Raw genomic sequence first — 15,569 nt, forward strand, 5'->3', positions numbered from 1 at the left:
GTCTTGATTCTCAAGGAACCACTGGTAAGTGCTGGCAAGCCCCGCTTCCAGTGAGATTTCGTGATACCAGCCAAGCTGATGCAGGCGCGTCACATCCAGCAGTTTGCGCGGTGTACCATCCGGTTTACTGGCATCAAAAACCACCCGACCTTTGTAACCCACCACTTTGGCGATGGTTTGCGCCAGCTCGCGGATAGTGCAGTCAACGCCCGTGCCGACGTTAATGTGCGACAGCATCGGCTGGGTGTTCTCCAGCCAGACTTCATGCGCCAGCTCCATCACATGAATGCTTGCCGCCGCCATATCATCGACGTGCAGAAATTCGCGCATCGGTGTACCGCTGCCCCACACCACCACGTCCGGTGCATTCTGTGCCGTCGCCTCGTGGAAGCGACGCAGCAATGCAGGGATCACATGCGAATTACTCGGGTGGAAGTTGTCATGCGGGCCATACAGGTTGGTCGGCATGACCGAGCGGTAATCGCGTCCATACTGGCGGTTGTAAGATTCGCACAGTTTGATCCCGGCGATTTTGGCAATGGCATAAGGCTCGTTGGTCGGCTCCAGCGAGCCCTGCAACAGCTCGCTTTCTGCCATCGGCTGTTTTGCTAGTTTCGGGTAGATACAGGACGATCCGAGAAACAGCAGTTTGTTCACGTCGTCCTGATGCGCGGCGTGAATGATGTTGCTCTCAATCATCATGTTCTGATAGATGAAATCCGCCGGATACGTGTTGTTGGCAACAATGCCGCCCACTTTCGCCGCCGCCAGATAGACCTGGTCAATGCGTTCGCTGGCAAAGAAATCATGCACGGCGCGGCTGTCCAGCAGGTTCAGCTCGTCGCGGGTACGTAATACCAGTTCCACATCACCGCGCTGTTCGAGCTGACGGGTGATAGCGGAACCGACCATCCCGCGATGACCAGCAATAAAAATGCGTTGTTTACTCATGCTTATGACTCCAGCGCGATCGCCACGTCGTAGCCGTGAGATTTCAGCAGAGAGTGTTTTTTCGCCGCTTCGAGGTCATTAGCCACCATTTCAGACACCATCTCTCTGAGGGTGATTTCCGGTTTCCAGCCCAGTTTTTCGTGCGCTTTGGTCGGGTCGCCGAGCAGCGTTTCAACTTCTGCCGGACGGAAGTAACGCGGGTCAACGGCGATAATCACATCGCCCGGTTTAACGCCCGGCGCGTCATGCCCGGTGACGGAAACCACAATGCCCTTCTCTTCAACGCCCGTGCCTTCAAAGCGCAGTTTGATGCCCAGCTGTGCCGCCGCCATTTCCACGAACTGACGCACGGAGTACTGAACGCCGGTAGCGATAACAAAATCTTCCGGTTGTTCCTGTTGCAGCATCATCCACTGCATTTTTACGTAGTCTTTGGCATGGCCCCAGTCACGCAGGGAATCCATATTGCCGAGGTACAGGCACGACTCCAGCCCCTGGGCGATGTTGGCGATTGCGCGGGTGATTTTGCGGGTAACGAAAGTTTCGCCGCGGCGCGGGGATTCATGGTTGAAGAGAATACCGTTACAGGCGTACATGCCGTAGGATTCGCGGTAGTTAACGGTGATCCAGTAGGCGTACAGTTTGGCGACCGCATACGGAGATCGCGGGTAGAACGGCGTGGTTTCTTTCTGCGGAATTTCCTGCACCAGACCGTACAGTTCAGAGGTGGAAGCCTGATAGAAACGGGTTTTCTTTTCCAGACCGAGGAAGCGGATCGCCTCGAGCAGGCGCAGCGTACCCATCGCGTCGACGTCAGCGGTATATTCCGGTGACTCAAAAGAAACCGCAACGTGGCTCATTGCCCCCAGGTTGTACACTTCATCCGGCTGCACTTCACGCAAAATGCGCGTCAGGTTGGAGGTATCACTCAGGTCGCCATAATGCAGATGGAATTTCGGGTTGCAGGTGTGCGGATCCTGATAAATGTGATCCACGCGCTCGGTGTTGAATGACGATGCACGACGCTTAATACCATGCACCTCGTAACCTTTTTCCAACAGAAACTCTGCCAGGTAAGAACCGTCTTGTCCGGTTACACCGGTGATGAGAGCGACTTTTGACATGTCTTATTCCTCTGTATTTTTTGAATTTATTCAGTTTCAACGCGTTCGCGTATCACCACTGCGGGATTCCCCCGGCAAACCACATTTGCCGGAAGCGATTTAAAAACACTGCTTCGCGCACCCACGACGGTGCCGTTGCCGATCGTGACGCCAGGGGCAACAAAGACATCGGTTGCCAGCCAGCATTTCTCGCCAATCACAATAGGCGTGGCGTTAATGGTGAAATGTTGACTTGCATGGTCGTGGCTACCGGTGCATAAATAACTTTTTTGCGATATCACCGAATGTGCGCCAATGGTTATTTCACCGAGGGTATATAAATTGACCTCATCGCCGACCCACGCGTAATCACCTAAGGTTAATTTCCACGGATAGGTAATTTTTACTGACGGACGAATTACTACGTTTTTTCCTATTTTTGCGCCGAATAAACGTAATAAAAAAGCCCGCCAGCGATACAATACTTGTGGCGACCAGGCAAATAATGTTGCCTGTACTGCCCACCACAATTGCACTTTAATAGCGTTGCCGCCCCGGAACCCTTTCGGCACCGAGAAACCACTTAAATCCTGCATCGTTTTCCCTTATATTCAGCTTTTGTTATATAAGGCTTTCGTCTTTGAGGTCGTACGTTGGCGTAAATGCCAGGATAATTCAGCCCAAAAGCCAGGCACGTGCAATATCTGCCGTTGGACTTTTTTCGCGTCAGCACACAATTCCATATTATTGGTGGTTGATACCCCACCCATAGAAAATTCAGACACCAGGCCATTGAGTTTTTTAAATGCATAACCGGCTTTATACATTTTGGCCGCCAGAGCGTAATCGGAAGAAACTTTATATTCCAGGTCATAACGCCATTTCTTCAAGCCGGACACCGGGAAAAATATCGCCTGATGACTGGCGGGCAGGCTGTGGTAAATATACCAGCCCGGTTTGGCGCTACGTTTAATTTTATGCCCGTCGCCAAAATCCAGCAGCGCATCGCCGGTGATCATCACGTTATCTTTTTGCACTTTTAACTTACGGACAAAATTTGCGGCATCCTGATGAAAAATATCGCCCGAGTTGAGAAACAACGCGAACTTGCCTTGTGCCATCGCAATGCCTTTGTTCATGGCGTCGTAGATACCGTTATCTGGCTCGCTGACAAAGCGTAGATTATAGATACCATTGAGATTTTCCAGATACTCACGGGTACCGTCGTTGGAACCGCCATCGACAACAATCCATTCGAGGCTGATATCGTCCGCCTGCGCCAGATGCGCCAGCGAGGCATGTGTTTTGACTATCCCTTCGAGGTTACGAAACGCGACAGTGATTATGCTAAGCAACATGTTCTTATTCTTACCTCGTAATATTTAACGCTTTTCGAAAAATAAACGGACAGACGATTAAAAATGCATATTCCGGGCTAAATATCGAACCGGTAAAAAACAGCGATACCGGAGTAAAAAGATATAATTGCACGCGAAAATTGCGGTTATCACCAAAAGCGTTGATCATCATTTTTATCACTTTCCCCATGTACCACAGCGATAAAAACACCGCGAACCAGGAAAAATAAATAATCAGCAGATACAAACCATTGTCTATGGTTTTTCCGACATCCGCACCGTTAAATATTCCGAATGATGCAACATATTCATAAAGTGAGCCAAATCTGACTACACCGTCAATATGGGTCAAAGAATAACCGACCATCACCAGCGGACCGACAATACGATAATACGATGACGATCCTTCCGTACCTAAATCGCCCAGACGGGTGGAAATATAAGGAAACGCGATTACCACACCAACCAGGAATACAGCCAGAGAAATCAATGCTAACGGTAACTTTTTCTTAATCGCCTCTTTATTCAGATATTGAAATGCCCACTCCAGCAAATAAAACAGGATAAAGGTCATAACCCCTGAAAACGATCCGGATAATATTATCCCTGCGAGAATCATAGCATCGGTTTTAGGCGTTTTGATACCAAACTGTTTGATGCTGAGCCAAATTGAGATTAATGCCAGAGCGAAAAATGCCGGTTCGAAATAAAGTGCTGTCGTGCGCTTGCCGCCGAATTTGATGAAATTCAGCACATAGCTATTGCTGTAAATCAGATATTTCGAAATCGACTCCATAATACTGCTGCCACCGGTGAGGATAATTTGCGCCATCTCCACCGCCGCCAGCGCCACCACCAGCCCGACCACCAGATAAAAGAAACGTAATATCTTACGATGGTTGTGTGGCGAAATCGTTTTAAAGCGAATACTCCACACCATGCCAATAATGATCACAATATAGACAAACAGCATGGTTGAAGTGACGTATTTACTGGCATCCAACGACTGACCAAACAGGTAGTTAAACGCCGTGAGTCCCGCGCCAATCCCTAAGGCAATCATCAATTTTTTAACGCTGATGCGTTCTAAAAACAGCAGTAACAAGACAGGTAAAAAAGTGACGATGGTGATGGGAAAACTTTCGCCAAGCTGGGCGATTTTGACGTTAACCAGCAGGTAGATCAGCGGCAGCAGCAGGTAGCTACAGATTCTGATAGAAGTTGACATACTCCTCCAGCATCTGTTGTCCACTGTAGGCCGCGCGGCTGCGTTGGCTGAACTCAGCCAGCGTGGTACCAAATATCGCCTGCGCGATTTCCGGTTTGCTTAACTGGACCAGTTGCAGCACGTCTTCTTCGCTGACGGTTTTACCGCCGGATTTTTGCAACACTTCACGCGCCGCGTCGCTATGGGTGGCAATCACCGGCACGCCAATTGATAACGCCTCACACAAAATCAGCGGGTAGTTATCGACGCGAGAACTGAACACCAGCGCATCCATCTGATTGAGCGCGCTCATCAACTTGCGCTTGTCAGTTTCAAAGCCGTGATTAACCACGTTGCCAGCGGTGAACGGCGAGAACTTACCAAAGGTATGCAGTTCAATTTTGTCGCCCAGCGCCATCATCTCACGCACCAGTTGCTGGTTAGTCTTGCCGTCGTAACGCAGGTCATGCGCCACCACCGCGATTTTCGGCTTGCCCTGAGTTTCGCGCACCGGAGGCAGATCCGCCAGAATCGCTTCGGTTGCCATATCAATACCGTTATTGATAATCCGGCAACGCCCTGGACCGTACAGGCTATTGAAAGCGTCAGCCACATGCTGGCTGGGGGAAATAAACTGACAGCCCAGCGCCAGCATCTCACGGAATAACTGGCGTTTGCCCGCCACCAGCAGGTGCGCCCGATCAATCTTCACCGGCGGATAGTTATTTAAGGTCGAGCATTTCTGGCAGCCCGTTTTCCAGCCTTCGCAACCGTCGGTAAAGGCGCAGCGTCCGGTTACACTCCAGTGGTCGTGCAGCGTCCAGACCAGAGTGACATCCGGTTTGTGGTTTTTCACCTTTTCGCAAAAGCGCACCACGCTCTTAAGATTTAGCCAGTAGCTGTGCAGCACATGAAAATGCAGGACCACCGGACCCGGTGTACGAGTAATGGTGCAATATAACTCATTGAAATTGCCAAACAGATCGCGATTAAACAGACGAAACAGGGCAATATTCGCCATTGCAGTCATCCGCGGCGTATGTTTGATGACCTGCGGATAGTTTTGATGGCTGACACTCTCTTTGCCGCCTTTGCCGTAACCGTAGACAAAATGTGACGCCAGCCCCTGTTGCAGCGCACGCTGGTGGAGATCTAACGCCACACCTGCTGCCCCGCCTTCCGCCAGTCGCACATTAAATTGCAAAATATTCATTTAATTACCTTCACTCGCGCTTTTTCTCCCACCACCAGCGCGTTGTCCGGGACAGAGTCGAGCACCACGCTACCCGCGCCCACGGTGACGTTGTTACCAAGCGTGATATCACCAAGAATAATGACGTTGGCACCGAGTTCGACGCCGTTGCCAATGTGTGGACATGCCATGTTATCGGCACCACGATTGCCGATAGTGACGCCGTGGCGAATGGTAAAATCATCCCCCGCTACCACGTTTTTATTGATCACTACGGCGTAACCGTGATGGATAGTAAAGCGGCGGCCAATGGTCGCGGCAGCCTGGATTTCATAACCGAAAAAGCATTCGGTGATAATGCGATACAGCACCAGCAGCGGGGCCGCCCACAGATTGTTGAGGACGTTCTTTTTGCGCCACACCGAACAAAAATGAGCGACGCGATAGGCAAGAACCATGCAGCACGGGCGTAAACTCCAGCTGTTGGCGCGCAGATCTTCCAGCATCTTTAGCGCCCCCGAATACCATCAGCCAGACGTTTGCCGTTACGCACCGACAGCAGCGTCAGCAAAGTGCGCCAGGTCATGCGTTTATTGCGGATCTGGTAGAGGGTAAACAGCTGATATTTTTTGCTGGCGCGGTCGAATTTGTCTTTGTGCTTGCGGTAAAAGTGGAAGTATCCGGAGAATTTTTTCGGTGACGAGGTGATCTGCATTTCACCGTGATTGATATGCAGGATCTGCGTCGCCTCTTCCACTTTCCACGGTTCGCCATACTCCACCACCATCCGCAGGAAGATGTCGTAATCCTGTGCCGCTTTCAGTTCGGTATCGAACAAACACTCTTTGAAACGCCACGCCCAGGTAAAGACCTGATTGCCAATGATATTGCGTTTATAGAACAGGCGGCGTGAATACGGCGATTTGGGATACAGCGGCAAACTTGCTGGTTGGGAATAGACTTCGCCCTGGCAAACGTAGTCGTTAGCGTACAAAAAGGCGTGAGTGACCAGTTGCTGTTTATGGGCGAGGAAGACGCTCAGACGGTTGGGTGTCCATTCATCATCATCATCGATCCCGGTGATGTATTCCCCTTGCGCCAGCATAATCGCCTGGTTACGTACCGCGCACGCCCCGCTGTTAATGTCGTTGTGAATGTAAGTGATACGCGGATCGTTGAGGGTGGTGACGTACTGTTGCAGTTGTTCCCAGGAGGTGGAGCAATCATCCACGATGATCATCTCCCAGTTGCTGTAGTCCTGGCGCAAAACCGATTTTATTGCCCGAATCGCCAGTTGTTGGCGGTTCCAGGTTGGCATATAGATTGAGATCAGCGGATTGTCTTTCATAGGTTGTACTCCCGGCTTATGAGCTGGTTTACTTGCCGGATGCGGCGTGAGCGCCTTATCCGGCCTACGGGGCGGTGCGAATGCAGGCGTCGTTATTTCGCATCCGACTTATATTCGTATTCGTAATAGCCATAATCCTGATACGCGCTGGCGCGGCGGAAGATGGAGTTCAGAATCACCCCTTTCACCGGAATACCATTTTGCTCAAAGCGGCTCAGACTGGTTTCCACTTCTTTCAATGTGTTGACCGCATAACGCGCCACCATTAACGTGGTTCCGACATGACGACCAACAATTGCCGCATCGGTCACTGCCAGAATCGGCGGCGTATCAATCAACACCAGGTCGTAGTTTTTACTCGCCCAGTTCACCAGTTCGGCAAAGCGTTCGCTCATCAACAGTTCAGAAGGATTTGGCGGTACCTGACCGCGCGGGATCAGGTCAAATTTGGCAATCGAAGTGGGTTTAGCAGCGGTAGTAATATCGCCCTGACCAATCAGAATTTCCGACAGGCCATTGACGTTATTGGTGCCCAACAGCTCGTGGGTGTAGCCTTTGCGCATATCGCAGTCGATCAACAACACCCGTTTATTGGTCTGGCTGATCACCGCCGCCAGGTTGGCGCAGACAAAGGTTTTACCGATTGACGGGCTAACCCCGGTCATCATCAACACATTGTTCTGCGCCTGCATCATCGCGAAGTGCAAACTGGTACGAAGACTGCGGATGGCTTCAATCGCCAGATCGGTTGGATTCCCCACCGCCAGTAGCTGGCTCTGTTTATAGCGTTTAACTCCTTTGATGGTTTTGACGCTATCGCGCGCTTTCTGCCATTCCGACAACGGGATGCTGGCATAGACGCTGATACCGTGTTCTTCCAGCACCTGCGGGCTTTCGATGCCACGATTAAACAACGAGCGCAGCAGCACACCCACGATAGAGAGCATCAGGCCAAGAATAATCGCCCCAAGGATAATCAGCCCTTTCTTCGGTTTTAGCACACCAGGCTGAGTGATTGCCGGGTCAACAATGCGCACATCGCCGACGGTGCTGGCTTCGGTGATTTTCAGCTCCTGCTCTTTATTCAGCAGTTGCATATAGACCTGCTGACCAGACTCGACATCGCGGGTCAGACGGACAATCTCCTGCTGGGTTTTCGGCATCGCCGTTACGCGACCGTTAAGTTTGGCTTTTTCGTCTTCCAGCGCCTGACGTTTCTCCAGCAGCGTGCGGTACGCGGGGTGAACTTTGGTGTACAGCTTGGAGATTTCCGCCTCTTTAAAGGTCAGTTCGTTCAACTGCGCGTCGATGTTCACCATCGAATCGAGCACCGCTTTCGCTTCCAGCGGCAGATCAACAGAATCTTTATCCTGACGGTAGGCATTCAGTTTGTTTTCGGCAACATCAAGGCGGCTACGTACTTCCGGTAACTGTTGCGCGAGGAAAGCGAGGCTTTTCGACGCTTCCGCCGATTTGCGCTCAATATTTTGTTCCTGATAGTTACGGGCGATGCTGTTAAGAATGTCGCGGATCTGTTCGCGATCTTCACCGGTATAAGTCAGGCTCAGTACGCCTGCGTCTTTGCCGTTCTCCGTTACCGTCAGGCTGTTTTGCAGTTGGTTGATCATCCCCAGCGTGGAGTATTTGGTGACGGTAAACTCACTGCCCGGGCTGGCGTGAATGGCTTCAACCATCAGCGTGACGCCTTCTTTTTTCAGCATCTGGCCCGCTTGTCCACGGGCGCTAAAGCCGCCATCACTGCTCAGGGTGTAGTTTTTGTCATCCAGCACATTAAGCGTAAACACCTGATCCGCCATCTCTTTCGGACGGTTAAAGGTAGTCACTTTCACCGTCTCGTTCTGACGTCCCATCAGGCGATCCCAGCCCGCACCGAAAATCGGGAACGTGTTTTTGCTCACCGCAATATCGAGGTCGAGATCGTCCACCGTTTTACCAAGCACCAGGCGCGAACGAATCAACTGGATCTCGGCGTCCGATGCAGGCGGTTTGTTGGCTAACGCCGATCCGATATCCTGCACTAACGAATTGCCGCTGCTTTGCTCGATTTGTACCAGTGCGTCGGCACTATAAATCGGCGTGGCGAAGAAGGTGTAAACCACGGCACAAAGGGCGAATACAGCGGTGATGCCAATCACCCACCAGCGCGCTTCAATGACGGTGCCGACCAGGCGACCAATATCGATTTCATCACTGCCCGTTACCGGAGCGGCATGTTGTTTTACTTTTTCTGTCATTCTTATACCTGCTCTGCGTTCAATGCCTGCGCCCACTGGCGGGCAGACCGTTCAAGTAATGTGTACACCGCTGCAAACGTTTCCCGGCTTTTGCGATACGGATCGGGGATTTCACATTCGTTATCCCAGTGACCAAACAGCATCACTTTGCCGCGCATCTCCGGTGCCATCTCGCATAAGCGTTCGATATGGCGCTTTTCCATGGTCAAAATCAGGTCATAGTTGCGACACAGGCGGCGGCTGATTTGTCGTGCACAGTGGCCTTCCAGAGACAGTTGATGTTCTGCGGCGACGCTGATAGCGGTAGGATCAGCGCCCTTACCGACCAGCGCGCCGAGTCCAGCGGACTCCACTTTTAGCTCCGGGTGATAACGTTGCAGTAAGCGTTCCGCCGTCGGGGAACGGCAAATATTGCCGACACAGACAACTAAGATGTTGTTAAACATGACGATTACCAGTTATGAATGTCGCTGGCTGTATCCGTCATGTAACGGACACCGCTAATAGTTGGCAGCAACTGATTGATCAGACGGTTCCAGCGGGAAACCGGGGCGGTGGTGACATACACCACGTCATAAGGTTGCAGGCGGAATTCTGTCGCCATCACCAGCGACGTGGCATCGGACATATCCAGCTGGTAGATATTGGCAATCTTGCCGTTACGCCCGCCCTCACCTTTCAGCGGACGAATGACAAAGATGCCGCTGGCGTTGGAGGTGGTCATGTCAATGCCTTCAGCATTGCCCAGAGCTTCAGTCAGGGTCATGCCGCTAAAGTCCATTTTCAGGGTGCTCTGTTTCTTCACTTCACCCATCACAAATACTTTCAGATCATCATTACGCGGCACGTAGAGAATATCGCCGGGGTAAAGCAGGCGATTCTGGTTGAGGTCGCCGTTTTGCATCAGCGCCTGCAAAGAAATGCGCTCTTCACGACCATTGTGTGTTAGCACCACGTTGCGCCAGTCAGCGGTGTCGGTCAGGCCACCTGCGGCGTTGATGGCGTCGAGAATGGTCAGTGGTACGTTGGTGATCGCCTGTTGACCAGATTTATTCACCTGACCTGAGATATAGGCCTTTTGTGAGCGGAAGGCGGCGATATTAACGTCCACCTGCGGGTCAGCGATGTACGTCGCTAAGCGCCCGGTAATATCACTGCGGATTTCAGCGAGCGTTTTCCCCACCACGTGAACCTTGCCGATATACGGGTAGAACATGGTGCCGTCAGGCTGTACCCAGTTGCCGGTGTCGCTGGAGCTGCGGTACTGACCTGCTGGCGTGGTGAGCTCCGGGTGATCCCAGACGGTGACATTAAGAACGTCCCCCGGCCCGACGCGATACTGGTAATTCGCGATCTCACTTTCCAGCGTCATATTGGGGCGCGCTACGTTGGGTCGTGGACGTAATTGATCAATCAGGCGCGGGGTCAGCGGATAAACATTCACCATTTTGTCGAGATCGAAATCAGCGTCCTGCTGTTTGATGACGTCTTTGCCCATCGTCGACATATTGCTGCCCGGAAGTACTGTGCAACCGCTTATCAAGGTTACTGACACCAATAATGGCATCAATTTCATTTTGGATTTCATCATTGTTTATTTATCACTTTGGCAGAGTAATTATCCTGTGCACTATTAATAGCAATGTCGCCATGCACATTTACCTTGCAGTTAATTGAATAAAAATTTAACTGGCATCAGTCCTAAAAAAATTGATTTCATCCGCAGGCTATTGACAGAATAATTCAGACTGGTCTTTCAGGCATCCAGACACGCTACCGCCCCTGGCTTTTTAGCTACCAATACACTGATTTAGCTTAATTTTTAAAACCCTCTCTGCATACAATCGTTGATGAGAAAGGGTTATTGCGGAAATTAACTTCCGAATATAAGGTGACATTATGGTAATTGAATATTAGCTCTCCAATAATGCAGGAGGAAGTGTTACAGCTAACGGAATAGCAGGCAAGGTAACAATTCGGCAATTGGCTATTTTTAAGAATTATATTAAGTGTCATTCAATATGGTTTTTAGGAGTTTCTTTAGGTTGACAATATTTAATATTGCGTCTCCACATGCGATATTTCTTAAATAATGTTTTATTATTACCACTTTTAATTCAGGGATAATGTGAGGTTATTACCCTCAAATAATATGAGATAAATAGTGCTGCAACATTGCATTTTTGCCCCGATTTATCCATGATCGAATTGTGACATTTGTCATACAACGAATAGGTTTTGTACTTACTATGGAATGGATTGCCGATCCGTCTATCTGGGCCGGGTTAATCACGCTGATTGTGATCGAACTGGTCCTCGGCATTGATAACCTGGTCTTTATTGCCATCCTCGCCGAAAAACTACCGCCGAAGCAGCGCGACCGCGCACGGGTTACCGGGCTGCTGCTGGCGATGTTAATGCGCCTGTTACTGCTGGCGTCAATCTCCTGGCTGGTCACCCTGACTCAACCGCTGTTCAGCTTCCGCTCGTTTACCTTTAGCGCCCGCGACTTAATCATGCTGTTTGGTGGTTTCTTCCTGTTGTTCAAAGCCACGATGGAGCTGAACGAACGACTGGAAGGGAAAGACAGCAATAATCCAACACAACGCAAAGGTGCGAAGTTCTGGGGCGTGGTGACGCAAATTGTGGTACTGGACGCCATCTTCTCACTCGACTCGGTGATTACCGCCGTCGGGATGGTCGACCATTTACTGGTCATGATGGCCGCCGTGGTTATCGCTATCAGCCTGATGTTGATGGCAAGCAAGCCGTTAACCCAGTTCGTTAATAGCCACCCGACGATCGTTATTCTCTGCTTAAGCTTCCTGTTGATGATTGGCTTTAGTCTGGTGGCAGAAGGTTTCGGCTTCGTCATTCCGAAAGGCTACCTGTACGCTGCCATTGGTTTCTCGGTGATGATCGAGGCACTCAATCAGTTGGCTATCTTTAACCGGCGACGTTTTCTTTCCGCTAACCAGACGCTGCGCCAGCGGACTACCGAAGCGGTAATGCGCCTGCTTAGCGGGCAAAAAGAGGATGCGGAACTGGACGCCGAAACCGCGTCCATGCTGGTGGATCATGGTAACCAGCAGATCTTTAATCCGCAGGAACGGCGGATGATTGAGCGGGTACTTAATCTTAACCAGCGTACCGTCAGCAGCATTATGACGTCGCGCCACGATATTGAGCATATCGATCTCAACGCGCCGGAAGAAGAAATCCGCCAGTTGCTGGAGCGAAATCAGCATACGCGGCTGGTGGTTACCGACGGTGATGACGCAGAAGATTTGCTCGGTGTTGTTCACGTTATCGACCTGCTACAACAGTCTCTGCGCGGCGAACCGCTCAACCTGCGGGTGTTGATTCGCCAGCCGCTGGTGTTCCCGGAAACCTTGCCGTTGTTACCAGCCCTGGAGCAGTTCCGTAATGCCCGCACGCACTTTGCTTTTGTGGTGGATGAGTTTGGCTCGGTGGAAGGGATTGTGACATTAAGTGACGTCACTGAAACCATTGCCGGTAACTTACCGAACGAAGTGGAAGAGATCGACGCCCGCCATGATATTCAGAAGAATGCGGACGGTTCCTGGACGGCGAATGGTCATATGCCGCTGGAAGATCTGGTGCAATATGTGCCGCTGCCGCTGGATGAAAAACGTGAATATCACACCATTGCCGGGCTGTTGATGGAGTATTTGCAGCGTATTCCAAAACCTGGCGAAGAAGTTCAGGTGGGGGATTATTTGCTTAAAACGTTGCAGGTGGAAAGCCATCGCGTGCAGAAGGTGCAGATTATACCGCTGCGTAAGGATGGCGAGATGGAGTACGAGGTGTGATGGTATCGGTCATTTTACCCGATGCTGCGTAACGCCTTATAACTTCAGCAATGAAGCGTTGTCTGTGGTACATGGACATTACAGCGGGGGGGGGGCCGGCTGTAAATCGCCGAATCGTTTCCTGTAGGCCGGGGCAGCCCACATGGATGTGGGCTGAGGGCGCGTTTTACAGGGATGTTACCTCGCGCCCGTACCCGATAGCCGAAAGGAATAAGATGAGGGAACCGCGCCAGCGGCGATTTACCGCCGGGAGCCCGGGTTGCCAGGGTGGTGGCGATTGAGCCACCCTGGCACGTTCACCGGCTTGAGCGTTCCATAGTAGCGAGGAACATCAAGTGAACGGAACAGCCTTCGATCTTACATATTCAGAATATAATGGTGCCGCCGCGAACGCCTGATGCGACGCTTTACGCGTCTTATCAGGCCTACAGGACAGGTCACCTGGTAACCTACATCTTCTCCAGCAACTTCTTCACATCTTTGCCATTGCGGGAATCTTTATTCCGCTCAGCCCAGTCATTCAGGCGACGTTTCGCTTCGTCCTGTAGATGTTTGCGCAGTAACTGATCCACTTGCAGACTGTAATTGAGTTGCTGCCAGTTGCCATAAACCCGCAGCGGTACTGGCGTTTCTTTGAGGAAATCAATCAGTTTGCTTTCCCCGTTCCAGCCACCCACGACCCGAATATCAAACTGGGTGTCGCAGGTTTGATCTGCCAGATTCAACATACCTTCCCCTGTAAGCGCCAGCACAGGCGATTGACCTTGCATGTCGTTTAACGTCACGACGCCATCCTTCAATGTCAAATCAGTGGTAAAGCGGTCAAGCCGCGTCACGTTATCGAAATTTTCAGCGGCCTTCACATCACCACCATTACGTTCTACCGCTTGCTGAATCATCTGCTGGAAGTTCATCCCTTCCATGCGCGTGTCGGTCATTTCGACATGTGCCTGTCCTTGCCAGTTGTGGCGGAATGCGTCGGCATCTATGTCAGCACCGGAGAAATCACCAGCCAGTGACATCTTTCCGGTCAACGAAATCGGATAGTTAAACGCCTTCAGAATGGTGCCAATCTCAACGTTTTCCAGCCGTGGCTGGAAGTTTATCCGCGGATTTATTGATGTCGCGTCCAGCGTGCCCGGCAGTGAAACCTGTCCACCGTTAAGCTTGCCCTGCAGTTGAGTAATTTCCAGCAAACCCGACTTGTTGGTCATTTGCGTGGCAACATCTGTAAAATTCATTCCGCGCCAGCGCACGTTACTGGCCTGCAACAAAATATCAGCCGTAAAGCCTTGCAGTCCCTGATAGGCCGGTTCATCAATACGCGAAGAAATGACCGGGCGCGGCAACGTTGATTGGCTCTGCCCCTGCTGCGCGGCACCGTTTTCACCATTCGCGGTTTCATTAAGCGGGATGAGGTTGTCAAGATTCAGTTGCGGGAATTGCAGTCTCAGCTGCCATTCCGGTTGCTCTGTCAGCGTGACCTGTGCTTGCCCGCTCAGCGTACTGTCATTGGCGGTCAAGCTGATTTGGTTAAATGAAAGGCGTTTATGTGACTCCTGCCACTGGGCCTGGAAACTCCCCTGCCCCTGAATACCTTGTTTTGGTAAATCGGCACCCTGCAACTGCCAGTTAATTTGTTCAATAGCCGCCGTTAAATCATGCGGATAATCAGAAGCATCCACCGTACCGTTAAGGGATATTGTGAGATCGCGCTGATCGCGATTAACCCGCCCGGAGAACTCAAATGAGCCACGATGTTGGGGATCTTGTTCCATTTGCAGGCGGATATTGCGGATTGTCACCTGCTCGTCATCTTCATGCTGGAACACCAGCACGCTGTCCGCCACCTTAAGACTGGATATATCAAACGACCATCCGCGATCGTCTGACAGATCCGGCAAGGTATTGTCGCGCGGTGCAACCGGAGCGTCTTCACTGCGCACCGCTTCCGTCTGCGGCGTCAGTTGGATCACTGCCCCTTTTAGCATCACCTGCTTAACGCTCAGTTGATGACTCAGTAGTGGTAAAAGCGCCACGTCCAGGCGCATGTTGTCGGCGCGAACCAGTGGCTGGCTCGCGCCCTGGGCGGTGAGAGACATTCGCCCGGAGAGGATACTAAGTTGCGGCCAGACGTGCCAACGCAGTGGCCCGTCGAGCTGCAATTGATAACCGCTACGTGCAGCAACTTGCTTGACCATATAGTCGCGGAAATCATTCGGATTCACCAGCAACACTAACGCAGATAACCCGGCCACCAGCACGACCAGGAGTATCATCAGCGTCGTCAGAAATCGTCTCATGGTATCCTCAATGGGCCTG

Annotated in this window: 13 protein-coding genes; 1 reads left to right on the forward strand and 12 read right to left on the reverse strand. The window is 51.4% G+C overall.

All coding sequences use genetic code 11. From position 1 onward, the window contains the following. The 11 genes from fcl to wza all read right to left on the reverse strand — a co-directional run. Positions 1 to 951, reverse strand: a 951-nt coding sequence (gene fcl, locus ACJHWT_RS01470; protein ID WP_410232305.1) for a GDP-L-fucose synthase, incomplete at its 3' end; no start/stop codon positions are given. A 2-nt stretch (positions 952 to 953) separates the two neighbouring features. Next, positions 954 to 2,075, reverse strand: coding sequence for a GDP-mannose 4,6-dehydratase (gmd, locus tag ACJHWT_RS01475; protein WP_000048190.1), 1,122 nt, complete (start codon positions 2,073 to 2,075; stop codon positions 954 to 956). Positions 2,076 to 2,101: 26 nt separating this feature from the next. Next, positions 2,102 to 2,650 (reverse strand): colanic acid biosynthesis acetyltransferase WcaF, encoded by a 549-nt coding sequence (wcaF, locus tag ACJHWT_RS01480; protein ID WP_001153582.1) that lies wholly within the window; start codon positions 2,648 to 2,650, stop codon positions 2,102 to 2,104. A gap of 15 nt (positions 2,651 to 2,665) precedes the next feature. After that, entirely contained in the window at positions 2,666 to 3,412 is a 747-nt protein-coding gene (gene wcaE, locus ACJHWT_RS01485; RefSeq protein WP_410232306.1) for a colanic acid biosynthesis glycosyltransferase WcaE, read from the reverse strand. Positions 3,413 to 3,422: 10 nt separating this feature from the next. Further along, entirely contained in the window at positions 3,423 to 4,640 is a 1,218-nt protein-coding gene (gene wcaD, locus ACJHWT_RS01490; RefSeq protein WP_021539218.1) for a colanic acid polymerase WcaD, read from the reverse strand. After that, positions 4,615 to 5,832 carry a colanic acid biosynthesis glycosyltransferase WcaC gene (gene wcaC, locus ACJHWT_RS01495; protein ID WP_065793212.1) on the reverse strand — a complete coding sequence of 406 codons (1,218 nt, stop codon included), beginning with the start codon at positions 5,830 to 5,832 and terminating at the stop codon, positions 4,615 to 4,617. Before wcaC ends, wcaD begins: the two co-directional genes overlap by 26 nt. Beyond that, the gene (wcaB, locus tag ACJHWT_RS01500; RefSeq protein ID WP_000888740.1) at positions 5,829 to 6,317 is read right to left on the reverse strand and encodes a colanic acid biosynthesis acetyltransferase WcaB; all 489 of its coding nucleotides are present in this window, start codon (positions 6,315 to 6,317) and stop codon (positions 5,829 to 5,831) included. The genes wcaC and wcaB overlap by 4 nt, the downstream gene beginning before the upstream one ends. Positions 6,318 to 6,319: 2 nt before the next feature. After that, entirely contained in the window at positions 6,320 to 7,159 is an 840-nt protein-coding gene (gene wcaA, locus ACJHWT_RS01505) for a colanic acid biosynthesis glycosyltransferase WcaA (RefSeq protein ID WP_021539220.1), read from the reverse strand. 92 nt (positions 7,160 to 7,251) lie between these two features. Further along, the gene (wzc, locus tag ACJHWT_RS01510) at positions 7,252 to 9,414 is read right to left on the reverse strand and encodes a tyrosine-protein kinase Wzc (RefSeq protein ID WP_021539221.1); all 2,163 of its coding nucleotides are present in this window, start codon (positions 9,412 to 9,414) and stop codon (positions 7,252 to 7,254) included. Between the two features lie 2 nt (positions 9,415 to 9,416). Continuing rightward, the gene (gene wzb / locus ACJHWT_RS01515) at positions 9,417 to 9,860 is read right to left on the reverse strand and encodes a low molecular weight protein-tyrosine-phosphatase Wzb (protein WP_000482901.1); all 444 of its coding nucleotides are present in this window, start codon (positions 9,858 to 9,860) and stop codon (positions 9,417 to 9,419) included. Positions 9,861 to 9,865: 5 nt separating this feature from the next. Continuing rightward, complete coding sequence (gene wza, locus ACJHWT_RS01520) at positions 9,866 to 11,005, reverse strand: polysaccharide export protein Wza (RefSeq protein WP_000978094.1); 1,140 nt, start codon at positions 11,003 to 11,005, stop codon at positions 9,866 to 9,868. Between the two features lie 658 nt (positions 11,006 to 11,663). Between wza and ACJHWT_RS01525 the strand changes: the two genes are divergently transcribed. Further along, positions 11,664 to 13,247, forward strand: a complete 1,584-nt coding sequence (locus ACJHWT_RS01525; protein WP_000454701.1) for a TerC family protein — start codon at positions 11,664 to 11,666, stop codon at positions 13,245 to 13,247. 449 nt (positions 13,248 to 13,696) lie between these two features. Here ACJHWT_RS01525 and asmA read toward each other — a convergent pair whose 3' ends face one another. Further along, complete coding sequence (asmA, locus tag ACJHWT_RS01530; protein WP_032251893.1) at positions 13,697 to 15,550, reverse strand: outer membrane assembly protein AsmA; 1,854 nt, start codon at positions 15,548 to 15,550, stop codon at positions 13,697 to 13,699. Between the last annotated feature and the right edge of the window lie 19 nt (positions 15,551 to 15,569).

This window comes from Escherichia sp. WS338 (genome assembly GCF_046486405.1).
GTDB lineage: Bacteria > Pseudomonadota > Gammaproteobacteria > Enterobacterales > Enterobacteriaceae > Escherichia > Escherichia coli.